Genomic DNA, 22,496 nt, shown 5'->3' with positions numbered 1-22,496 from the left:
TCACCCTTTAGTCTCCATCCGTTGAATTAAACCCAACCACCAAGCCCAACGTTGGCCCTACTTCGTCACTCAGTGCGGTTTGCAGATAATCAATGTTGTTAGCAACAATCATCAATGACTGATAGCCCGACTTATCTGCCAGTAGCGGTGCCATTGACATGCTTTCCGGAACACTTTTCACCGCCGACTCGAAATGGAAATCCAAACGGTGAGCAAGTTCGGTATGTCCTTTTTCAACCAACAGTGGTTGGAGTATGGATTCGTACCGTTGTTGTAAAGACACCAGTCCATCTCTCAAAAACGCATTCGATTGACCAGAGCGCCAAGCCTGAGCCTGATAAGGCTTGGGGAAACCCGGCTTGCCCATTGGTAATGATAAGGTCTTTGAAATTGCATCGAGTTGGGAGGTCACGCTGCGAAGCGTCTCTGCTTCCAGTTGCTTCCCAGTCAGGTCATTCCAAGGGTTGACCTGCCACGCGCTGTCCAGCGCCTCTGCTGATTTCACACTTCGACCGACTACCGACAGCGTAAGAGGACAACGCATTTCCATGGACTCGACATCTGCCTCGTCAAACAGCAACCATTCAATCGCGCCAAGCCCCTGCACAGCAACACTTTGCTGAGCCAACTCATCAGCAGTTGGAACCGCATCTTTCTTCAAGAGCTGGGTCAACTGACGACCCGTAGTGTTTTTCTTGTCAGGATAAAACTGGATGTTCCAACTGATCGACATAGCCGCTTCGTTGCCAGAATTCCCTCCCACAAAAGGCTGCCAAGCCCTCATGGTTTCGATCCACATGCTCTGCGCTTGATTCAGTTTTTCTTCAGAAGGTGTTTTGCAGAGTCCACGAACACTTCCTTCCAACGCTCTTGCAGCTTCGAGAAATCGCTTAGTGGATTGCTTTTGCATCTCCCACATTACCAGCTCACTCTCTTTCAATGCTGCTTCACTGAAACAACCCGACAGTAGTGACAGCGTCACGCTTAGCGTGAGTGTTTTCATTGGTGATTGAACAAACATGGCTACCGCTCCTACAACGAATTCAGGAAAGCAATCAGGGCTTCGCGCTGCGTTTTATCGAATCCCAAAACGTGTTGTTTGCTGTTCTCGGCTTCGCCGCCATGCCACAGAACCGCTTCCATTACGTTTCTTGCCCGCCCATCATGCAGATACTCGGTATGTCCATTCACCTCTTCGGTGTAGCCCAAGCCCCACAACGGCGCAGTTCGCCATTCCTGCCCGTTGGCAATGAATTCACCGCGGTTGTCTGCCAATCCTTCACCCATGTCATGAAGCAGCAAATCTGTATAAGGATGAATAATTTGATTGCTCAGCGCTGGCCTATCAGTGCGCTCTCCGGTTTGAAGCGTTGATTGATGGCAACTTTCACAGCCTGCGTCGGTGAAGAGCTTCTCCCCTAGTTGCACTTTGGGATCGTCGAGGTTTCGACGCATAGGCACAGCTAGATGCTGGGAATAGAACTCAACGAAATTAAGCACCTTTTCTGTGACTTCAGGGGTACCGCCATTTGGCAGCCGTTCACAGAGTGTTTGGGCTGAAGTGCAGTTCTCCGCGGGGAACAAAGCACTGGTTAAGCCAAGATCACCATTAAATGCCGCCGCGTTTTGCTGCATCAGTGTGGGTTGGCCGGCTTTCCATCCAAAGCGTCCAACGACGGTTTTTTCCTGCAGAACATCCCACACTTCGTTTGGACGCCCTGATACGCCTTTGCCCTCTTTGATTTGCGCTTCGGCAATACCCCTCATCGTTTGCTCAGTGACAGACTCAAGCAAACCAAGACCAATCATAGGTGGCGCCATACGAACAGATTTCTCTATCTGAGGGTGCATGTCTCCGTAATTGAGATCTTCGATAGTGATGACAGGTTTTCGAAGCTCTACCGAATAACCGTCTTTGAACGTTTCATTGTGTTTCTCGAAACTCAGGGCAATCCGACCTTCTGGCTTCTCCCCCGGAAGTGCGAAGTCCTGGAGTTGGCCGCCATAAACCGGGTCAGGGATGTTACCTGACATGATCAGCGCTTTTTTCTGCGCATCTGTCATTGCAGGGATACTAAGGCGGATCAGCATAGAAACGGCGTTGTCATCGCCCGGTTTGGGTAAATGACCGCGCCCATCTTTGATATGGCAGTTCTGGCAACCATTTGTGTTGAAAAGTGGGCCCAGTCCATCCCTTGCATCCGTCGAAGCAGGCGCACTTACCCAAGGGTTTCTGAAAAAGCTGTTACCGACGCTGAAGTCGATGCGCTCAATCATAGGAAGGTTGGTGGCAGGTTGTGAGAAGGCATTGACACCCTGCTTGTTGGTCGTGGTATCTCCACCGGATTTGATAGCAGAGGCGTTGGCAGAACAGGCAATTACAGCAAAAGCGAAAGGAATATATTTCATAACGACATTGAAACCAGCTAAACGACAGAAGCCTCCCTAAGGCCTAAAACCCAGGGAGGCTTGGTAAAACATAAGAATCAAACTCAGAACTGATGATCAGCGCTGTCAGGGTTCAGGTTGGAAATCCCTAACTCCGCAGCGACCGTTTCAATGCTGCGGGTTTGTTGAACCAGTGCCGAAATGGCGTTGTTCACCAGCTTGTTACCATCAGCGTTGTCGGACGCAATAAGCTGGTCAAAATGCACATTGTCTTTCTCAGCAGATTCTACGAGTTGGTAAACGGCAGTGCGGGCAGAGTCGAAATCAGCTTTGATTTGTGCAGCCGCTTTATCGTTTTTCTTCTTCACCATATCCAGCAGTGAAGGGCCCGTCAGTTCAGAACCATCAATACGCTGATAAGAGCCAGTCAGTACGTTGTAGATACCTTGCTCGTTGTAATAGTGGGAGTTGTGCGTGTTGTCAGAAAAACAATCATGCTCGTCTTCCGTCGAGTTCGCCTCTAACGCGACTTTCATGCGTTCGCCTGCCAACTCACCGAGTGAAAGTGAGCCCATGCCAAACAGCATCTTACGCAGACCGTTTGTGGTGTCTTCTTTCAAAAGGGTTTCGCGGTAGTTGCCTGACTCATTCGCAGACCATTGCTTTTCCATCCAAGTTAAATCTTCTATGAGCAAATCAGAAGCGGCTTTCAGGTATTCACGTCGGCGGTCACAATTGTTGTTGGTACATTCTTCGCCGTAGGCAAAATCAGTGTAAGGACGCTCACCCGCACCAGATTGAGTGCCATTCAGATCCTGACCCCAAAGTAAGAACTCGATAGCGTGATAACCTGTCGCCACATTCGCTTCAGACCCACCAATTTCGTTCAAAGAAGCCAATAACTCAGGCGTAATAGCGGTGACATCCAACTTCTCGCTACCCACCTGAATGCTAGTGTTAGACACGATGTTCGCTACTGCACCACCATTACCCAGTTCGTATTGATAATCCGTTGCTACATAGTCAATCAGGCCTTCATCCAGTGGCCAAGCATTCAGCTGACCTTCCCAGTCGTCCACAATAGCGTTACCAAAACGGAATACTTCAGATTGTTGATAAGGTACGCGTGCAGCAACCCAAGCTGCTTTTGCAGCATCTAGGTTGGCTTGAGATGGAGATTCGATGAGGGCTTCAATCGCGGAATCCAACTTCATCGCAGATTGTTGCGCATCACTGTAAACAGCGTGCGCCAGATTTGCGTAGTGGTTTACGACTTCGTCCGGCGTTGCCGCCATTGCAGTGGTTGAAACAGAAGAAAGAACCCAAATAGAGCTGGCAATTGCCAAAGTGGAGCGCTTCATAATCATTCCTTGAATGCGTGTAGTTGTAACAAATTATTGCGATCGACAACAATTATTACATTCACACTCGAGTAAATTCAAATGATATTGATAGTTTTTATCATTTAGATTGACCAAACGTAATCATTCGTTGAAATTTTGGGACTTTCATTTTATTTCAAGGATGAATGAGAGGTTCGGGTGAAGGTTCGTGTCACATCGCTTGAGACAGATTGAGCCTTGGGTGTAAGGTTGACCTAAAGTTAAAGTGAGAAATACAAGTTAATATCCGATAATCGCTGGGATTTTTCCTTCAACAACGGCGCACATTCTGCTGTGAATCAGTGATGAAAGTCTCCGTCTTTTAAGCTTATTGCCCTATCAGCAATATTCCTGTGTAAAAGGTCTTTAAATCTTGATCTTTTATACCGATAATCCCCGCGATTTTTAACATCCTGCTGTCTAAAGGAGAGGCTTCTATGGAGAAGCACGAAGAGGTTCTGGTTGCACTACGACAAATCATCCGCGCTATCGATCTGCATTCTAGAAAACTGAATAAAGAAGCAGGTTTGACAGGACCCCAGTTGGTTCTGATGCGTGCAATCCAGGAACTGGGCGAAGTCACCATTCGTCAGCTTTCCAACCACACCAACATGAGTCAGGCAACAGCGACCACAATTCTTGATCGCTTGGCCAACCGTAACCTGATTGTGCGTGTGAGAAGTAATCTGGATAAGCGTAAAGTTCATGCCCATTTAACACCTGAAGGTGTGAAAGCATTAGAGCAGGCTCCAAAGCCTTTGCAGGAAAGCTTTATTTCCCGCTTCCAGTCTCTCGAAGAGTGGGAACAGTCCCTACTGATCTCTTCTGTCCAGCGCATCTCTTCGATGATGAACGCTGACAACATTGACGCAGCACCGCTTTTGGAAGTGACACCTCTTACATCCGCCGAGCCTGTACGCTCTGAGTGATGAAAAAACAGGATCGGAAAGAGCCCATTCGGGCTCTTTTTTTATGCTCGCTTTTCCCTTCGTCCGAAACTCACTATTCCCGTCGTTAGGGCAGTACCAGCAAAGATCGTTAATCCCCCCGCCAACATTCTCGGTGTGATGATTTCCCCCAGGAAGGCAACACCCCAAACCGCAGCAAATAGCGGAATAAGGAAAGTGACTGCGATCGTATTGGTTGGCCCTACCCTGCTAATCAGTCTAAAAAACAGGATGTAAGCAAAGCCGGTAGATGCAATCCCCAAAATGGCTGCCGCGATCCAGGCTGCAGAATCTGGCGCAGTTTCTGGCCAAAAAAGCAGTCCCAGAGGCAGCAGAACAATTGTTGACCCAACCTGACTGCCTGTTGCTGTCACCAATGGTGGAACTCCGGTCAGGAATCGCTTTGTATAACTCGCGGAGATGCCATACATCAAAGTAGCGCCCAGCACAGCAACGACCGGCCAACCCAGACCTTGATCGCCAAAATCCAGCTTGCCCCAAACCAGGATGATCACCCCTAGTACACCCAGTAACAAACCCAATATCCGATCACGGTTCAGCGACTCGCCAAGCCAAAGATAGGCAATAATCGCCCCCCAGATAGGCGTACCTGCATTCACAATAGATGCAAAACTCCCGGTCACACTGACCATGGCATAGGCAAAAAGAATAAATGGAATAGCCGAACTAAAAAGCCCGACGACACAAGCGTGAAACCAATGCTCACGGAAAGCGGCGGTATGCCCTTTGAGTTGTAATAGCGGAAGCAAAAACAGTGCGCCGAGGCCAACTCGCACCAGTATTAAAGCCAATGGGCCAAAGTCCGGCACTGCATAACGAATAAGGATGAATGAGCCTCCCCAAAGTGCAGCGAGTAGCATTAACTCCATCACATCCAGTTTTTTCATTTCCATATTTCCCTGCTTACATACCGTACGGTGAAGCGTATCCGAAGAGTCACAAAACCACTGGCCGGATACGGTACTCTCTACTGCTCACAATAAAGACACTATTTTTCTGTGGATTAAATTAGCCTCCGAACCACTAACCTTTTCAAACCATTAAATATTTGCATTAGACGCTGCTAAAACATAGAGATCCACACACTCAGACCTGATTGAAATTTGGCTTTAAGCATCTAGTTTTATATTTGATAACCGAAAATCTTATGTGGAAGATTGCCTGTGGAAAGAAGCATTCTCGTCGTTGACGATTCTGAAGCTATTTTACTGATGGTGAGATCTCTATTATCAGAAATTGGTGAGAATAATGTTCACACTTTCAGTAACCCCTACAAAGCGTTAGAAGAACTACGTCGCGCGCCCAACAAATATGACATTGTATTCACCGATCTCAACATGCCCTCTATTGATGGAATGGCGGTGATTAGAGCTTTAGGAAAAATGAAATTTACCGGAGGTGTCTCAATCGTGTCTGGGCTGGACGCAAGGATTATTGAACTGGCGAGTTCAATTGCTCGTCAGCAACAGGTTTGTCTGTTGGGCAATATTGCAAAGCCCATTAACAAAGACGCACTGCAGCTAACTCTGGACAGATTAACTCACTTTGAAGAAAGAAAATTTCTGGACTACCAGAGAATGTCTCCCTCTGAGCTCATCGACTGTATTACGCACCGACAGGTAGTACCCTACTATCAACCAAAATTGAACTCACAAAACAATCGCGTAGAAGGTCTGGAAGTGTTAGCCAGGATTCAAAAGCCAGGTGAATCCAACGCTATTTTACCGGGTCGTTTCATCCCAACAGCCATTGAAAATGACTTGATTGACCTCCTCACAATGCAGCTGGCAGAGATGACAGCGTCAGACATTAAAGAACTGTCAGATATCTTTGGAGAAGATGTCACAATAAGCCTCAATTTGTCTGCCTCACAGCTGGCTGATTTGGAAGTACCCAATCGATTGGAGTTTCTTTTTGAAGCACACGGTATCGACAAGTCCCGCGTCACTCTGGAAATCACAGAAGAATATGCACTGAAAAGCTCCGAACAAATGGAGTCTCTTAACAGACTGAGAATTCGGGGACACGGTGTATCACTTGATGACTTCGGCACAGGTTTCACCAACATCCAACAACTGCGTACATTGCCTTTCACCGAGATTAAAATCGACCGAACCTTGATAAGCAAAATTCATCAGGACCAGTTCAGCCAGGTTATTGTTCAGTCATTGGTGAATATTATGGATAAGTTCGATGTCAAATTAGTTGCTGAAGGAATCGAACAAATCGAAGAGTTAGAATACTTGCATTCCAACTACCCAGAGATGTTGCTCCAAGGCTTTCTCATTTGCCGCCCTAGACCCATAGAGTCGCTAAGAAGTTGGTACAACAGTTGGTTGAAAGGAATTGGCGCCAGCATAAGTTCAGACGGAACCAACCGCTAACGCTGAAGTGCAAAAAAGAAATGGCCTACGGCACACCGTGACCCTTGCTTGCAACCCAAATGCGATACCACTGCTCACGACTCAGTTCGACTGACATTGCCCCCACAGCAGATTCCACACGTTCAATCTTACCCGAGCCAACGATTGGCAAAGGCTGACTTGGATGACGGATAACAAAGCCATAAATCACCTGCTCCATCGTTATACCGAGCTCCTCAGCAATTTCTGGCAGCGTTGCTCGCAGACGAATGGCTTGCTCAGAATCCGAAGAGAAGACCTCCCCACCGCCCAAACAAGACCACGCCATTGGACGAACACGCAATTGCTGCATTAAATCCAGAGTACCATCGTGTGCGACGTCGAAATTAATTGGATTGATTTCAACCTGATTCGTCACCAGAGGCTTATCCATGCGGGATTGCAGCAGGTTAAACTGAGAAGGTGTAAAGTTAGAGACACCAAAGTGCTTCACCTTACCGGCGGTATGAAGCTTCTCAAATGCAACAGCCACTTCATCAGCATCCATCAAACAATCAGGGCGATGGATCAAGAGCACATCCAGACTATCCACGCCAAGACGGGAAAGACTGTTGTCGACTGACTGCAGAATATGCGCTTCTCCGGTGTCGTAGTGGTTAATTTTACGCTCCGGAGCACTCTGACTCACCAGCTTGATGTCGCACTTGGAGACAATCTCCATGCTATCGCGTAGTGAAGGCTCCAGCTTCAGCGCTTCACCAAACAGCGTTTCGCACTGATAGCCACCGTAGATGTCTGCGTGGTCGACCGTGGTGATACCCAGTTCAAGGTGCTTTTTGATAAAGGTAAGGCGCTCTTGTGGAGACATTCCCCATTCACCTAGGCGCCAATAACCTTGAACGAGCTCTGAAAGCTCTGGCCCTTGCGGCGCTATTTGTGCCCGTTTAATCGCAGTCACTCAACCTACTCCTGTTATTTGAGTATCTCCTTTGCAACATCAGCAAAGGTGGAAAGCCAACAATGTAACATGGGCCGCAAATTGAAAGCACTTTGCCGTCCAAAAAATGATTCAGCTCTGAGCCCAAAAAGTGTTTTATTTCCTCAGCTTGTTCGATATATATTCGAGAAGACCCGCGCGTAAGGATACGAATATGAAAACCATTGGCTTAATTGGCGGAATGAGTTGGGAGTCGACAGCGACTTACTACAGGTTATTGAACCAATACACTCGGGAAGCTTTAGGTGGTCATCACTCCGCGAAAATCCTGATGAGCAGCGTCGATTTCGCCGAAATTGAGGCTCAGCAACGCGCTGATGCTTGGGATGAATCTGCAAAACAATTAGCAGGAGAAGCAAGAAAGCTTGAAGCCGCAGGCGCTGACTTTATGCTGATTGGTACCAACACCATGCACAAAGTGGCTTCTGAAGTTCAAGACGCGATTTCCATTCCTCTCCTGCATATTGCCGATGCAACCGCTCAGAAGCTCAAAGAAGATGACATCAAGCATGTTGGTTTGTTAGGAACACGCTTTACCATGTCACAGCCATTCTACAAGGAGCGTCTTACTTCCCACGGTATTCAGGTGACTGTTCCGGAAGGTTGGCATCAGGACATTGTTCACGAAATTATCTACCAAGAACTGGTTCAAGGTGAGGTAAACACGCATTCCCGCAAACAGTATCTTTCTGTTATCGATGCACTTAAAGCCCGTGGGGTTGAAGGTATTATATTGGGATGCACTGAAATAGGGTTGTTGATCCAGCAGCAGCATACTCCTATTCCTCTCTATGACACCACTGAACTGCATGCAGAAGCAGCAGTTAAACTAGCACTGTCTGAGTTCAGCAAGGATGCAGTATGACAATTCGAGCAGTACAGGCCGGAGATCTTCAGGCCATTAACGACATCTACAACCACTATGTGCGTGAAACCTCGATCACTTTCGATTACGAGCCATGGACAATCGAACGACGTAAAGCCTGGCTGGAAAAGCTGAAAAACAGTGAGGGTTACTACCATGTACTGGTCAAAGAGAACGAGCATGGCGAAGTGATTGGATTTGCCTATAACAGCGAGTTCAGGGAAAAACAGGCCTACAAAGTCAGTTCTGAAATCACGATCTACCTCCACCCCGGCGTGCGTGCCAAGGGTTTAGGATCAGCACTGATGGAGGCTCTTTTGGACAAAATGTTATCTTCTCCGGTGTCTAGAGCTTATTCTGTGATTACTTTACCGAACCCTGCCTCAATTAAATTGCACGAAAAATTTGGCTTTCAACAGGTTGGGCTATTGACTGATGTTGGCTATAAATTTGACCAGTATTACTCCGTTGCCATTTTAGAGAAATCAATAAATAACAAATAAATACATATCCTCATTCATTATCAACACATTTTAAAGTGGGCAAAGGCTTATAAACTTTGTCCAATTTCTCTTACCCACCGCAAAAACCGAAAAGACCATAAAGTCATACAATCCCACCAACAACCCTCCACATTTACCGTATTTCACTTCTTAATTTAAATTTCTATCCCTCTGTTTTTAATAATGAAAACTAATTCCCTTCACTTTCATTACCTTAATGAGCCCGCACAAAGATTCCTGCGCGAAGTAAACAATTTGTCAAAAAGTTTTCCTACACTTTCAAGAAACCTATTTGGATCGCATGTCTCTTTTATGGAGCAAGGTGACAATGAGAATTTCTACAAAAATTAAAACCGCGTTCATCGCAATCAGCGCCATCGCTGTCATTGCGACAGCGAGTTTACTCACAGCAACTGCCATCAATACTTCCTCATTAGCGATTGAACATCAGTTGGAGAATCAACTGCTTTCAGTCAGAGAAGTGAAAAAAGCGGAAGTGCAAGATTATTTCGTCAACATCAGTAAACAGCTCACCAATCTGGCCAACTCAACCATGACAGAAGATGCCATGGTTCAATTTGCGAAAAGCTTCCAAAGTGTCACCACAGAGACGTTCCCAACCACGGAACAGGGAGACATTCTCAAGAACTATTACCAAAATGAGTTTGGGGCTACGTTCAGGGAAACCAATAATGCCAGTACAGACGCCCTCTCAAACCTCGACAGCATTGGTCAAAACGGATTGCTTCTGCAACAGGCATATATCGGTTTAAACGAACACCCACTCGGTAATAAGCACCTGTTAGACAAGGCAAGCGATGGCACGACTTACAGTGAGATTCACGAGGTTTTTCACAACAATTACCGCACCTTTCTGGAGTCATTTGGTTACTACGACATCTTTCTGGTCGATAACTCTGGCAATATCGTGTACTCCGTTTTCAAAGAGCTCGACTTCGCGACCAACCTCCAAACAGGCCCTTACAAAGACAGCGGTCTTGCTGAAGCGTTTACTGGTGCGAAAAGTTTAGGCAAAGGCGAGTTTTCCTTTGTCGATTTCAAACCCTACTACCCTTCCTATGACAGCCCCGCTTCTTTCATTGGATCCCCGATCGTAAAAGATGGAAAAAACATCGGTGTACTCGTCTTCCAAATGCCCATTGATACGATTAACACCATTATGACTTACCACGGGAGGTGGCGAGAAGACGGTTTGGGCGAGTCCGGGGAGTCATTCTTGGTTGGCCCAGACGGCCTGATGCGCTCTCAAGCCCGTATGTTGGTTGAAGATAAAGAAGAATACCTCAAACTACTTGCCACATTTGGCGTGCCGCAGAAACAGGTCGACCGCATTGCCACCACAGAGTCTTCTGCAGGGCAGCAGCCTATAGATTCAACATACGCGAGCCAGGCGCTTGCAGGCGAAAAAGGCTTCGTAGCTACGGAGAATCATCTTGGTAGCACTGTGTTCGCTGCCTACACACCGATAGATATTCTTGGCATCCAATGGGCACTGATTTCAGAGATAAACAAACAAGAAGCGCTGTTCGAGGTTCACGCTCTTGAGTCCACTTTGTATCAGGCGGCAGCTCTTACAGGCGTCGTGATTATTGCTATTGCTATCATTTGCGCTTGGGTGATTGCTTCAAGCATTAATAAGCCGATTGCCAATCTCACCCAACGTATCACCAGCATCGCCAAAAATCATGACCTCACGATGCGTCTGGATGCCAGCGGCAAGGATGAAATTGCCCAGCTTTCGTCATCAATGAACACCATGCTTGATGACTTTATGACAGTTATTAAAGGCGCAGATGCCACCGTCAAAGCACTTGGCGACGCATCTTCGGATATCCAACAAAACATCAGTTCGATGCGCGGTGAGGTTGACCAGCAAGCATCTAATTCAAGCCAAGTAGCCACTGCCGCAACCGAAATGAACGCGTCAATTTCAGAAGTCGCGAATTTTGCCAATACCGCCTCAGAGTCTTCTGAGAGTGTGGTGCAGTCAGTGCGCAAAAGCGCCGATGTCGGCAAGCAGTTGGTCAACGAAATTTCGTCGTTGTCTGACAAAATGAACGAAGCAACCCAATCCATGGAGCAACTTTCTGCCGAAAGTCACTCGATCGGCACCGTGCTTGATGTTATTCAGGGCATCGCAGAGCAAACCAACCTCTTGGCACTGAATGCTGCGATAGAAGCTGCGCGTGCGGGTGAACAAGGACGCGGTTTCGCGGTGGTTGCTGACGAGGTACGTTCGCTGGCAATTCGAACCCAAACATCGACAGAAGAAATCCGCGCCAAAGTGGAATCACTTCAAGCGGAAACAGACAAAGTGGTCAATGGAATCAGGGGAGCTAACCAGTTTGTGGCAAGCAGCGTAGAAAACGGTAACCGAAACAACGAAATGCTGGCGCAGATTGAAGGCATGATGGTGGACATTAATGACATGAACACCCAGATTGCCACAGCGGCCACGGAGCAATCTTCAGTGACGGAGGAAATTTCGATGAACGTGACGAATATTGCCCGTTCTTCCGAAACCGTCTCGGAGAAAACGGTCAATACCGATGGCACTGCCATCAGTATTAACGAACAGGCAAAGAAACTCACCGAACAAATCGGGATGTTCAAAATCGCCTAGTCCATGTTGCAGTAAAACAAAGGCCAGCATATTTGCTGGCCTTTTCGTTCTGTTTGAATCTTGCTTACTCAGCGATTTCCAATGCTTCCTGAATCGGGGGATTGGTTTTAGCCATCTCTCCAAATCCACGCAAACCGACAACGTGCACGTGTTCTTTATCGTTAAAGATCTTACGTACCAGCTTGTAGGTGGTACCCTGCTCTGGGCTGATGTTTTCCGGCGCTGCAATCAAAAGCTGCATATCCAGACGATGACAAAGCTCGAAAAGGGTCGAGATTGACTTCGCATCCAGACGAGCGGCCTCATCAAGGAACAGCAGACGACAAGGAATCACATCTTTACCGCGCAAACGGCGGGATTCTTCTTCCCAACTCTGCACCACCATCAACAGGATTGCCTGACCGGTACCAATCGCTTCACCGGTAGACAGCGCGCCAGATTCCGCTTGCAGCCAACCGTCAGTACCACGGTTAACTTCAATACCCAGTTCCAGATAGTTACGGTAGTCCAGCAACTCTTCACCCAGAGTCTGAGGAGAGCGTTGACCCAGATCGATATGCGGGTTCAAACGCTGGAACAGTTTCGCCATCGCTTCAGAGAAGGTCAGACGGTTGTTACCAAACAAGTCTTGATGCTGTTCAGCTTTCTCCGCCAAGCCTTCTAACAATTGCGCGTGAGTATCACGAATCGACACATTCAGGCGCACGCCCTTCACCTGACCAAAGGCAATGTTAGACAAGCCTTGGTTCAACAGGCGAATGCGGTTCTGTTCGCGCTGAATAGTCTTACGGATAATGTTCGCCACAGACTCTGAACTGATCGCCAAACGCTTCTCGCGCTGAGTCAGTTCTTCTGTCAAACGTGCCAGTTCCACTTCCATTTCTTCAATCGCTTCGACCGGATCGTCGGTACGAATGATGTCGTGACGGATACGCTCGCGCAGGTGCTGGTAAACCGCTACGTAGAATAGAACTTTACGCTCAGGACGCGCCATGTCTTCAGATGCACGCAGTGCATCGCGCAGTGTTTCGTTGTCAGCCACTGCCAGACGCAACGCACCCAAGGATTTATCCGACAGTGAACGCAACTCGTCAGCAGACATGTACGCCATTTCGCGGCGGTTCAGCTGCTTCTCTACATTACTGCTGCGGGCAATCTTGAGTACATCCATCCAACCCGCTTTTGCATTGACGACGAAAGTGCGTAGTTCGGTGTATTCTTTGCTGGCTTTCTTCAGCGTTTTCACCAGAGATTTCATCTCCAGCTCAATCGACGTCAGGCCTTTTTCCAGCTCGCTCTTACGGCTGCGCGATTGTGATAGCTGTGCATTCAGTTCGTCACGACGAACACGTGCTCGCTCTTCCGCTTCTACATCGGCGCGAACACCAAGCTCCACCAGCTCACGTTTGAACTCAGCCACCGTTTCTTGTTTCGCTTGGTGCGAGCTCTTCAGAGACGCTAGAAGCTGGTTGTATTGGTTCACCTGATCACGAACCTGCTTCACGTGTTCACGTGAACGGGTACGGGCTCGCTCTGCGTCCACCAGTTTAGCTTTCAGCTGTTCATTCAGTTCGCTGCTTTTATCAAGAAGCTCAACCGCATCGGCGTAACCAAAGTGGTGACGACGCTCAACCAGATCAGACAACGCAAACAGCGTTTTCTTCAGCGATTGCAGTGCTTCGTCCGCTTGCTGGTAAGCAGCGTTCAGTGCATCAAACTGTTCTGGGTCGGCATCCAGCGTTGAAACCAGATTCTCCAGTTCAGCCAGCGCTTTGCCATGCTCACGGGTAAAGTGGCGAGCTTCGTCTGCCTGAGACAGGCGGCTTTCCACTTCTTCCAGACGACCTTCCAGCGTTTCGTCTTCAAGTGCGTTAACCACATGTTGAAGTTTGTTCAAAAGTGCAATCGCTTCTTTTGAACCGGTCAGTTGGCTACGAACCTGCTGCTCGCTCTCGCGAAGTTGAGCCAGTTGACGCTGAACGCTGCCACGTCTTTCGCGCAGGTCTTTCAGTGCTGCTTCTGGGTCTTCGTTGAATGCCACATTCATGTGGTTCGACACGAACTGGTTGAAATTTTGGGTCAGACGTTGAAGCTTCTGCGCATCAAACGAAGCTTTGGCATAGTTTTCTACCAACTCTTCGCGCTTCTCACGCAAGATTTCTAAACGATGCTCACGCGCCGCGCGGCCAAATAGCGGAATTTTCGGGAAGCGAGAGTAGCGAAGCTGACGGTCGTTCAGGTGAACACAAACCGCATCTTCCAACTCTTCAACATCGAATACACTGTCGTCAAAACCGTCTGCATCACCTTCGATGACATAGAGGTCTTCCGGACAATCATCCAGATCCAGCAGCTTCTCTTTAATGCCTTTCAGATCAGGTACAACAATCGCGTGACGTGCCGGGCCATAAAGCGCTGAGAAATACGGGGCATCATCAATGGTGATGTCATCGTAGATTTCAGAAAGCAGCGTGCCGCCCAGTGTGTCAGCCAGAGATTGCAGACGGGCATCATCGCTGCCGCCCGGCTGCGCCAGACGTTCGATTTCTGCTTCCAGCGCTTGTTTCTCAGCTTGCAGCTTATCGCGGGTCGAGATAGTTTCACGCTCATCCGCCATCACGCGCTGCATGGTATCCAGCACCGCCTGATTGTCGTAAAGCTCAGCCTCAGTCTGTTCTGCCAGTTTCTCCAGCACTTCTTGCGCGGCAATCCAAGCTGGCGCGACTTTTTCGAACTCAACCGCTTTAGCATTGATTTCGTTTTCGCTGCGCTGCAGTTCGCGGACTTTCTCCGCTTGTTCGCCAATCGCTTCTTCTGCGGTTTCCAGACGCTCTTGCTGACGCGCCATTTCCAACTCAACCGCTTCTTCCGAAGCCACGGTTTCATTGAACTGACGTTGATACTGCTCAGACAGAGTTTTCGCCTGCTGGAAATTGCGCATCTGACGCTCAAGGTCGCGATGCTGTGAAGCTAGCTGTTCAGCATTTGCCGCAAGATTTGCGAATTCACGGCCTTTTGCGATCACTTCACGGGCTTTCGCGCCTGCATCGGAACGGTTGACTTCGCCAGCGATACTGCGCACCAATTCAAGGCCACGCTCGAACTGCTTAGCTGCAGCAGAAGACAGATCCAGCTTGTGTTTCAGGCTTAAAAGCTCAGAGGTTTGTGCTTCTTCCTGCGCTTTCAGTGAACCCAAATATTCGGTTGCGTTTTCTTGTGATAGCTCGTGATTACCGGTTAGTTCACGGGCTTTTTCCAGCGCTTTCACCGCTTGCTGATATTGCAGCGCGCGGGTTTGCTGCATATCCAGCGCTTGCTGATAATCCGCAAGCTGGGTTTTCAGGCTGTCCACTTCTTCTTCAGAAAGGTGCGCCTGTTCTTCCGCCATCGCGAGCTGTTCAGTGGCTTCTTCCACCACCATCATTTGCTCTTCTAGGCGAACCGCCAGCTCTTCCAGATCTTCCTGATAGCGCTCAACTTTCTCTTGCTGACGCACCGCCGTCTGAACCAATTGCAGATGGTCAGACGCGGCTTGATAGTCTTGCTCTAAGTGAGTCTGGCTATCAGTCAGTGCATCCAATTCATCCGTCATGCGGCCAAGCGTGGATTGGAAATCATCCAACTGGCGACGAGAACCTAACAGTTCGCCGCGGCGCTGCAGTGCCAGTTCAAGCTTCTTGCGACGCTCGTTGGCATGACGCATGTAATCGGACGCCACATAGTTGGTTGATTCAGTGATAAGGTGCTTGAACAGGTCACGGTCACGCTGGGTCAGCTTGATCGCTTCCAGCGTCATACGGTTTTCGCGAAGCGCTACTTCCATGTCCTGGAAAGCTTTCTTCACGCCGCCATTTTGTGGCAACAGGTAATCACGGAGGGATTTGGTAATTGCGCTCGAAATACCACCGTAAAGGGATGCTTCAATCAGGCGGTAGAACTTAGAACGATCGCTGCTATTACGCAGCTTCTTCGGCAAAGCACCGAACTCGAACATCTGCGCGTGATAGTCAGTCACGGAGTTGAACGCTTTGTAATGCGCCGTATCGTAATCTGCCAGCGCGTCTTTCACCTCGTTCAATTGACGAACGCGAACCTGATTCGCTGACACGTTTTCGATCAGGATGTCAGTTGGCTTCACACCAGATGGTAAACCCTGAACGATGAAAGGCTTGATATCAACTTTCTTATCGCGACCCGCCACTTGTTGCAGACGAACACCGAACAGAATACGTTGGTTACGCGAGTTCACCACATCCAGCGCGGCATAACAGGCACCCGGCTTCAATTTACCGTGCAGGCCTTTATCGCGTGACGCGTTAGAACTGCCCGCTTCTGTGGTGTTACGGAAATGCAGCAGGCTTTGGTCAGGGATCATCGCGGTGATGAACGCAGCCATGGTGGTGGATTTGCCCGCACCGTTACCGCCAGAAAGCGTCGTGACCAGGTTGTCGATGTCAAAAGTACGGGCAAAGAAACCGTTCCAGTTGACCATAGTCAGCGATTGGAATTTACCGCGTTGGGTCATGCCTGAACCTCCTGATCATCATCTTCACGCTCTTCGTCGTGTTCTTCATCTTTCAGCAGGCTTGATTGAGCGTGCTCTTGGGTGTGGATGACAGCTTCGCCATCACGGATCAGACGCAGTTGTGCTTCGCGGATATCGTCTCCCGCGCGCACATCGGCACCGAAGCGGAATGTCGCTTCGCTCACGCGGAATTTACCGTTCTCACCGATTGGCACAATCATGCCCAAGCGGCGAAGACGACGCAGTGAGGTCTTCACTTTGTCGAACAGTTTTTCACGGTCTAAGTCAGACCCAGATGCACGCAGTGTCACCAGCTTCATCAGTTTTTTCTCGTCTGCCAGTGTCAGCAGCTCGTCAAACAGTTCCTGAGTGGTGAAAATACCTTCCTGCGCCAGACGCTCTGGGCTCAGATAAAGGAAACAAAGGACCTTACCCACCAGCATGTCGAGTTCCGACAACACTGCGCGTCCGATCAATGAGGTTGAACGCGGACGCAGATAGAAAAAGCCTTCCGGCGCACGCACCAACTCAGCGTTATAACGCTGGTAGAAGTGCTGCAACGGGTTTTCAAATTCAATCAGGTATGCATGATTGTCCAGATCTTCGCTGGCAATATGGCGGCCAGCACGCAGCGCACTATCCAAAGCCGGGAATAAAGGATTGGCAATCGCTTTGGCCAATTCTTCCGGCATAAATTCTTCAATATTTATCGATGACATTCGCTTGTACCTTGGCTCCATAATCGTTAATTGCCTGCCAGTCCGGCTGAATCGCACTCAAGTCAGATTGCGAGTAACCAAGGCGAACCGCTTGGTTGATCACAATCCGCGCTAAGTCGAAGTGGCGTGCTTGTGGGTGTTGAGCCAGATAGTTTTTCAGTACCACGCCCAAATCAATGCCCTCGCCCGTCGTACGGTGACGAGACAGCATGTCAGAGATTTGGTCGCTCAATTGGTCGTTAACCAGTGTTAGTTCCTCAAACTCGACTTCTGCCGGCATTTCGCCAGTCACTTCGTCATCACGAAGTACCAGTGCTTCGTCACGCATATCGCGTAAACGCTCTGCATCGGCAAAGGTCAGGAACCATGGGTTATCGAAGTATTCTGTCACCGACTGGCGAAGACGCTGGCTAAACGCGCGGTTCTTGTCCATGTCGATGGCATTACGAATAAATTTGTGAACGTGGCGGTCATAACCGATCCACAGGTCGATAGCCTGCTGGCCCCAGTTCACAATGCGATCGAGCTTCATTTGCAGGTTGTAGATCATGGCATCAACGAAATCTAAATCGTCGCGGCCTTGTACCTGTTCCTGAATATTCAAAAGCTGGGTTTGCAGTTGGTCACCTGCTGATTGCAGGGTGTCCTGAAGTTCGCGGAGTGTGCTGGAGGTTTCGTTCAGCAGCTGCTCACAGTTGGCAATCGCCGCCTGCCAGTCTTGGTTCAACAGCGCAGCAATGTCTTCTTTCACTTTCTGCTGCTGTTCATCCATGGTGCGCTGATTCAGATCGATACGATCGAAAATTTCGGCCACTGAATATTTCAGTACGCCGTAAACATTCTTACGCCAGAAATCTGCATCACCATCTTCTTCTGCAGCGGTCAGGGCTTTTTCAATTTCATCTGCCACCATGGACAGTTGGATTGAGAGCTTGAGAGAGCTGTATTCGCGGTGACGCGCATAGTAATCGCTGATACCCAGTGCCAGCGGTGTGAGTCGGTAAATACTCGCACCGTCCGTCATTTCACTGGTGAAACGGCTTAGCAGGCGGCTGCGTACCAAGTCGTTGATGGCATTGTTCGCACGAAACGCGATGGTTTCGCTAGCTTGATCGAATTGGTCACTGACGATTCGGAATGCATCAATCAGCTCCCCTTCCCCTAGCTCCTCCTCATAGCGCTCGCTGCTAAGTACAGCAACGGCAAGGAGAAATGCCAGCCGTTCCGGCGGCAGATTGAGGGAGAAGTCATTCGTTTTCACCCAACCAACCAACTCAGGAACAGTCTGAGAGAATTCGCTCATCCGTTTTCCTTGTTGTATACGTGTAATCTTGTAATCGTTATGGCTCTAGAGGCCTTTGCGCGTACACGTGAATGTAGCGACCTAACGAGATAAAAGGTTCCTGACGGCAAAGCTTTTGCTCCATCGCCACCACCTGTTCAAAGGTGAACTCGCCCGTTCTCGTGTCTTTCATATAGTCATGGAACGTGCGGACACCACTTTTCCCTAAAATGGTAAAACCGGCCTCTTCAATCCACTGGTAAACATCTTCCGATTGAAGACCTTTTTGAGGCTGGAGTTTGAAACGTTTTCTGTGCGGCATGCCTTCTTCTACATGGGTCAAATTGCCGCAAATTAAATTCTTAAACAGCAATCCATTTTGGTTGTAGAACATGACCGAAGCAACACCGCCCGGCTTAACTTGTGACAGTACGACATCCAGTGCTTCACGTGGATCTGCCAACCATTCCATCACCGCATGAAAAAGCATCAAATCGAATGGTTTATCAACATGCTGTGCGATTTCCTGCGCAGGCGCGTGGACGAAGCGATATTGCTGTAGAAGGCCTGCTTCTTCGATATCTTTCTCCGCCAGTTCGAGCATCTGTGAAGAAAGATCACACAAGGTGACTTTGTGTCCACGATGTGCAATTTGTTGCGATAACTGCGCTAAACCGCCTCCAGCGTCCAAAATGTCTAATGGACTGGATTCACCCAAGCGGCTAAGTATTGATTCGAGATCTTGCCAAACAACGGCTTGGCGGATTTCTCCCTTGCCCGAGCCATAAATGTTTTTAACAAATTTGTGGGCAATGTCGTCGAAATTTCTATCCTCTGTCACAGTGCCTTCGTTATCATTGTCTGCTAAGGGGTTTATTTTCGCATAAGCCTGCCGTTAATAAAGGTCTGATGCACTTTCTGGCCCCTGTTTGACTATATTTCGGGCGACATTTCATGTTTGAACTAAAAAAACTTATATCAACTTTACTGATGCCCTTGCCTGCGCTACTGCTTCTTGGATTTTTCGGTCTCTTTTTGATCTGGTTTACCCAGCGCAAAGGCTTCGGTTCGTTCCTCGTTTTTGTTTCGCTGCTGTTAATCTTCTTGGCATCTTTTCAGCCTTTCACCTCTTCACTGCTTATCAAGCTGGAAAGGCAATATGAGCCATTCCTTCCACCGGAGGATCCCGTCGAGTACGTGATGGTGTTAGGTCACGGACATGTCGTTGATGATGAGATTCCGCCAACCTCAGAATTGTCACGTGTGGCGCTCATGCGTCTTGCTGAAGGTGTTCGCATTCACTTTATGTACCCAACCTCAAAGCTTATCCTGTCTGGCTATGACGGTGGATATGAAGTGAGCCATGCTCGCATGCTCGCGCGGGTGGCAATGGCGCTAGGTGTCAACAAGAACAATATCCTGTTACTCGAAACCGCAAAAGACACCTGGGAAGAGGCTTTCCAGGCTGCATCAGTTGTCGGTGACAGCAATCTGGTTCTGGTAACGTCGGCAAACCATATGCCACGTGCAATGTATGAGTTCGAGAATGCAGGTTTGAACCCAATTCCAGCACCAACCAACTTCATGGCGCAGAAAGAGATTCACCAACCGTGGATCAAGTACGGCCCTCGTGCGCAGTACCTTGAGCAGTTCGAACGTTACTGGCACGAAAACCTGGGACAATTATGGCAACGCCTAAGGGACAAAGTCGCCCAACAGGAAGCGGTGCTTGACGGTGACCCCGTTACCTCTCCGGAGCAAACTAAAGATGCAGTGATGGAAGATATCGAAGAGCTGGATCAGGCTATCAATCCCAATGCGGATAATCTGGCTCCTGCCAATTAACACGCTTTTTGAACCAGAAATAAAAACGCCCTGACTGAGTCAGGGCGTTTTTTCTATCAATAATCAGATTATTGAGCGGCAACCAGCTTACGCACCACTTCCAAATCTTCCGGGGTATCAACACCCGCTGGCGGCGCTTCAATAGCAACATCCACATGGATTTTCTCGCCATACCAAAGCACACGAAGCTGTTCCAAACATTCGATATGCTCAATTGGGCTTGGTTCCCAGTTGATGTAGGTATTTATAAAGCCCGCACGGTAACCATAAATGCCAATATGACGTTTCAGGTTGTGATGGATTTCAGCTGGCGCTTTAGCAAAATTATCACGATCCCAAGGAATCGTTGCACGGCTGAAATACAATGCGTAACCGTCTTTGTCCGTCACCACTTTCACGGCATTCGGGTTGAACACTTCGTCTGCATGATCAATGTTGATCGCCAGTGTCGACATCGGCGCTTCACTGCGGGCTAAGTTCTCTGCCACCTGACGAATAACACTAGGCGGGATCAGTGGTTCATCACCTTGAACATTCACGATGATTTCATCAGCAGCAAGGTTATATTTCTCAACCACTTCCGCCAAGCGCTCAGTGCCTGACTGGTGATCTTCGCGTGTCATGCATACTTCACCACCAAAGGCATTTGCTGCATCAACAATGCGTTGATCGTCAGTCGCAATGATGACTTTGTCTGCGCCTGACTTCATTGCCTGTTCATAAACCCATTGGATCATCGGCTTGCCACCGATATCAACCAGTGGTTTTGCAGGTAGCCGGCTCGACGCATAACGCGCCGGGATCACCACGGTGAATTTCATTGTTTAACCTCGTCAGAAGACATTTCGCGTGCTTCTGTTGTCAGCATGACTGGAATACCTTCGCGGATTGGATAAGCCAAGCGGTCGAATTTACATACCAACTCGTTATTTTCTTTGTTGTAGTTGAGCTTTCCCTTACAAGCAGGGCAAGCAACGATTTCAAGCAGTCGGTGATCCATATCCATCCTTCACTTTCATGATTTTGTTCAAAATGTTGGCCGTATCTGTGTCGCTAAATGCAGCGTCAACAGGCAGATACCACCAATTTTCAATGTCTGGGTACTGGTTGATAAAGGCGCGACATTTCACTGCGTCTTTTTCCGTCATCAGCAAATTCTGGCCTTTCCTCGCCAATGCGTCCAATTGGGTATATTCAAACGCTTTATGATCAGCAAAAGGCTCGCAGTGCACTGCCTTAACACCAAGTGACGCCAAAGTGTTAAAAAAGCGCTGTGGGTTCCCGATTCCTGCCAAGGCAACAGAGGCGTCGAGTGAATCAGCAGCAGCACGTTCGCCTGTTTTCAGGTTGATGAAATCAGCCGGTTTCAGCGACATCGCGATTTCATCCGCTTCTGCTTCACCGCCATTACAGACAACGAAATCGACACTGCCCAAGCGATCAGTCTGTTCGCGCAACGGACCAAATGGCATGTATTGTTCGTTACCAAAACGACGCTCACCATCAACAATGACGAATTCAATATCTCGCGCCAGTTTGTAATGCTGAAGGCCATCATCAGTGATGACGATATCTACGCCCAATGGCAACAGCGCCTTTACGGCATCACTGCGAACAGGAGAAATAGCAACAGGTACCTTGGTGCGCTGGTAAATCAAAACAGGCTCATCTCCTGCTTTGTCGGTGTTGGTGTTTTCATCAACGACAAACGGATAACTTTCCGCCTTACCGCCATAACCGCGGGAAACCACGCCAGGGTTGAAGCCTTTGGCTTTCAATTGCTCCACAAGCCAAATCACCACGGGGGTTTTGCCATTGCCGCCCACTGTGATGTTACCCACCACAATGACAGGTACGGGCGCTCGATAGGCATCACTGGTGCCAGCTAAAAATGCTGCGCGACGCTTTTTCGCAATCGCGCCAAACAACTTGCTCAGCGGCCACAAAAGTGGCGCGCCAATCCAACCTAGCGGGTGGTTTTCAAACCAGATTTTTTCGACCAAACCCGCCAAGTG

At 48.7% G+C, this 22,496-nt stretch carries 18 protein-coding genes; 6 read left to right on the top strand and 12 right to left on the bottom strand.

Features of this window, described 5'->3' with window-relative positions:
* Nucleotides 1-7 precede the first annotated feature (7 nt).
* The 3 genes from QL223_RS09965 to QL223_RS09955 all read right to left on the bottom strand — a co-directional run bounded on the left by QL223_RS09965 (nt 8) and on the right by QL223_RS09955 (nt 3,749).
* Nucleotides 8-1,021: an imelysin family protein gene (locus QL223_RS09965; protein WP_281544633.1), complete on the bottom strand. Its 1,014-nt coding sequence runs from the start codon at nt 1,019-1,021 to the stop codon at nt 8-10.
* Nucleotides 1,022-1,032: 11 nt separating this feature from the next.
* Nucleotides 1,033-2,409, bottom strand: a complete 1,377-nt coding sequence (locus QL223_RS09960) for a di-heme oxidoredictase family protein (RefSeq protein ID WP_281544632.1) — start codon at nt 2,407-2,409, stop codon at nt 1,033-1,035.
* Between the two features lie 83 nt (nt 2,410-2,492).
* Nucleotides 2,493-3,749 carry an imelysin family protein gene (locus QL223_RS09955; protein WP_002540529.1) on the bottom strand — a complete coding sequence of 419 codons (1,257 nt, stop codon included), beginning with the start codon at nt 3,747-3,749 and terminating at the stop codon, nt 2,493-2,495.
* 458 nt (nt 3,750-4,207) lie between these two features.
* Between QL223_RS09955 and QL223_RS09950 the strand changes: the two genes are divergently transcribed.
* Nucleotides 4,208-4,699 carry a MarR family transcriptional regulator gene (locus QL223_RS09950; RefSeq protein ID WP_002540528.1) on the top strand — a complete coding sequence of 164 codons (492 nt, stop codon included), beginning with the start codon at nt 4,208-4,210 and terminating at the stop codon, nt 4,697-4,699.
* 41 nt (nt 4,700-4,740) lie between these two features.
* Here the strand turns inward: QL223_RS09950 and QL223_RS09945 are convergent, their stop codons facing one another.
* Entirely contained in the window at nt 4,741-5,625 is an 885-nt protein-coding gene (locus QL223_RS09945; RefSeq protein WP_239643992.1) for a DMT family transporter, read from the bottom strand.
* A 270-nt stretch (nt 5,626-5,895) separates the two neighbouring features.
* Here QL223_RS09945 and QL223_RS09940 point away from each other — a divergent pair, with 270 nt between their 5' ends.
* Nucleotides 5,896-7,122: an EAL domain-containing response regulator gene (locus QL223_RS09940; protein WP_152442393.1), complete on the top strand. Its 1,227-nt coding sequence runs from the start codon at nt 5,896-5,898 to the stop codon at nt 7,120-7,122.
* 25 nt (nt 7,123-7,147) lie between these two features.
* On the opposite strand, the gene QL223_RS09935 is transcribed toward QL223_RS09940, so the two are convergent.
* Complete coding sequence (locus QL223_RS09935; RefSeq protein ID WP_281544631.1) at nt 7,148-8,059, bottom strand: aldo/keto reductase family oxidoreductase; 912 nt, start codon at nt 8,057-8,059, stop codon at nt 7,148-7,150.
* 193 nt (nt 8,060-8,252) lie between these two features.
* On the opposite strand from QL223_RS09935, the gene QL223_RS09930 reads away from it, so the two are divergent.
* The 3 genes from QL223_RS09930 to QL223_RS09920 all read left to right on the top strand — a co-directional run bounded on the left by QL223_RS09930 (nt 8,253) and on the right by QL223_RS09920 (nt 12,110).
* Nucleotides 8,253-8,963 (top strand): aspartate/glutamate racemase family protein, encoded by a 711-nt coding sequence (locus QL223_RS09930; protein WP_002540524.1) that lies wholly within the window; start codon nt 8,253-8,255, stop codon nt 8,961-8,963.
* A complete protein-coding gene (locus tag QL223_RS09925; RefSeq protein ID WP_281544630.1) occupies nt 8,960-9,466 on the top strand; it encodes a GNAT family N-acetyltransferase in 507 nt (168 codons plus the stop codon). The genes QL223_RS09930 and QL223_RS09925 overlap by 4 nt, the downstream gene beginning before the upstream one ends.
* A 328-nt stretch (nt 9,467-9,794) precedes the next feature.
* Nucleotides 9,795-12,110, top strand: coding sequence for a methyl-accepting chemotaxis protein (locus QL223_RS09920; RefSeq protein ID WP_281544629.1), 2,316 nt, complete (start codon nt 9,795-9,797; stop codon nt 12,108-12,110).
* 64 nt (nt 12,111-12,174) lie between these two features.
* Here QL223_RS09920 and mukB read toward each other — a convergent pair whose 3' ends face one another.
* The 4 genes from mukB to cmoM are packed head-to-tail and all read right to left on the bottom strand — an operon-like array spanning nt 12,175 to nt 19,477.
* Nucleotides 12,175-16,635 carry a chromosome partition protein MukB gene (gene mukB, locus QL223_RS09915; RefSeq protein WP_281544628.1) on the bottom strand — a complete coding sequence of 1,487 codons (4,461 nt, stop codon included), beginning with the start codon at nt 16,633-16,635 and terminating at the stop codon, nt 12,175-12,177.
* Complete coding sequence (gene mukE, locus QL223_RS09910; RefSeq protein WP_046305878.1) at nt 16,632-17,354, bottom strand: chromosome partition protein MukE; 723 nt, start codon at nt 17,352-17,354, stop codon at nt 16,632-16,634. The genes mukB and mukE overlap by 4 nt, the downstream gene beginning before the upstream one ends.
* Nucleotides 17,335-18,657, bottom strand: coding sequence for a chromosome partition protein MukF (mukF, locus tag QL223_RS09905; RefSeq protein ID WP_165012327.1), 1,323 nt, complete (start codon nt 18,655-18,657; stop codon nt 17,335-17,337). Before mukF ends, mukE begins: the two co-directional genes overlap by 20 nt.
* A 37-nt stretch (nt 18,658-18,694) precedes the next feature.
* Nucleotides 18,695-19,477: a tRNA uridine 5-oxyacetic acid(34) methyltransferase CmoM gene (cmoM, locus tag QL223_RS09900; protein ID WP_281544627.1), complete on the bottom strand. Its 783-nt coding sequence runs from the start codon at nt 19,475-19,477 to the stop codon at nt 18,695-18,697.
* Between the two features lie 113 nt (nt 19,478-19,590).
* Between cmoM and elyC the strand changes: the two genes are divergently transcribed.
* Nucleotides 19,591-20,481: an envelope biogenesis factor ElyC gene (gene elyC / locus QL223_RS09895; protein ID WP_002540515.1), complete on the top strand. Its 891-nt coding sequence runs from the start codon at nt 19,591-19,593 to the stop codon at nt 20,479-20,481.
* Between the two features lie 68 nt (nt 20,482-20,549).
* On the opposite strand, the gene kdsB is transcribed toward elyC, so the two are convergent.
* Genes kdsB through lpxK form a run of 3 tightly spaced genes read right to left on the bottom strand, consistent with a single transcriptional unit; the run spans nt 20,550 to nt 22,493 of the window.
* Nucleotides 20,550-21,302 (bottom strand): 3-deoxy-manno-octulosonate cytidylyltransferase, encoded by a 753-nt coding sequence (gene kdsB, locus QL223_RS09890; protein ID WP_281544626.1) that lies wholly within the window; start codon nt 21,300-21,302, stop codon nt 20,550-20,552.
* Nucleotides 21,299-21,481, bottom strand: a complete 183-nt coding sequence (locus QL223_RS09885; protein WP_002540511.1) for a Trm112 family protein — start codon at nt 21,479-21,481, stop codon at nt 21,299-21,301. Before QL223_RS09885 ends, kdsB begins: the two co-directional genes overlap by 4 nt.
* Nucleotides 21,462-22,493 (bottom strand): tetraacyldisaccharide 4'-kinase, encoded by a 1,032-nt coding sequence (gene lpxK, locus QL223_RS09880; protein WP_281544625.1) that lies wholly within the window; start codon nt 22,491-22,493, stop codon nt 21,462-21,464. Before lpxK ends, QL223_RS09885 begins: the two co-directional genes overlap by 20 nt.
* Between the last annotated feature and the right edge of the window lie 3 nt (nt 22,494-22,496).

The organism is Grimontia sp. SpTr1 (assembly GCF_947387585.1).
GTDB lineage: Bacteria > Pseudomonadota > Gammaproteobacteria > Enterobacterales > Vibrionaceae > Enterovibrio > Enterovibrio indicus.
The sequence above is the reverse complement of the archived record's forward strand: the minus strand, read 5'-3'. Positions and strand labels throughout refer to the sequence as shown.

Bases quoted from the DNA above. Each gene is read 5' to 3' on its own strand.
- QL223_RS09965 (WP_281544633.1), bottom strand. From the start codon at position 1,021: ATGTTTGTTCAATCACCAATGAAAACACTCACGCTAAGCGTGACGCTG.
- QL223_RS09960 (WP_281544632.1), bottom strand. From the start codon at position 2,409: ATGAAATATATTCCTTTCGCTTTTGCTGTAATTGCCTGTTCTGCCAAC.
- QL223_RS09955 (WP_002540529.1), bottom strand. From the start codon at position 3,749: ATGAAGCGCTCCACTTTGGCAATTGCCAGCTCTATTTGGGTTCTTTCT.
- QL223_RS09950 (WP_002540528.1), top strand. From the start codon at position 4,208: ATGGAGAAGCACGAAGAGGTTCTGGTTGCACTACGACAAATCATCCGC.
- QL223_RS09945 (WP_239643992.1), bottom strand. From the start codon at position 5,625: ATGAAAAAACTGGATGTGATGGAGTTAATGCTACTCGCTGCACTTTGG.
- QL223_RS09930 (WP_002540524.1), top strand. From the start codon at position 8,253: ATGAAAACCATTGGCTTAATTGGCGGAATGAGTTGGGAGTCGACAGCG.
- QL223_RS09925 (WP_281544630.1), top strand. From the start codon at position 8,960: ATGACAATTCGAGCAGTACAGGCCGGAGATCTTCAGGCCATTAACGAC.
- QL223_RS09920 (WP_281544629.1), top strand. From the start codon at position 9,795: ATGAGAATTTCTACAAAAATTAAAACCGCGTTCATCGCAATCAGCGCC.
- mukB (WP_281544628.1), bottom strand. From the start codon at position 16,635: ATGACCCAACGCGGTAAATTCCAATCGCTGACTATGGTCAACTGGAAC.
- mukE (WP_046305878.1), bottom strand. From the start codon at position 17,354: ATGTCATCGATAAATATTGAAGAATTTATGCCGGAAGAATTGGCCAAA.
- mukF (WP_165012327.1), bottom strand. From the start codon at position 18,657: ATGAGCGAATTCTCTCAGACTGTTCCTGAGTTGGTTGGTTGGGTGAAA.
- elyC (WP_002540515.1), top strand. From the start codon at position 19,591: ATGTTTGAACTAAAAAAACTTATATCAACTTTACTGATGCCCTTGCCT.
- kdsB (WP_281544626.1), bottom strand. From the start codon at position 21,302: ATGAAATTCACCGTGGTGATCCCGGCGCGTTATGCGTCGAGCCGGCTA.
- QL223_RS09885 (WP_002540511.1), bottom strand. From the start codon at position 21,481: ATGGATCACCGACTGCTTGAAATCGTTGCTTGCCCTGCTTGTAAGGGA.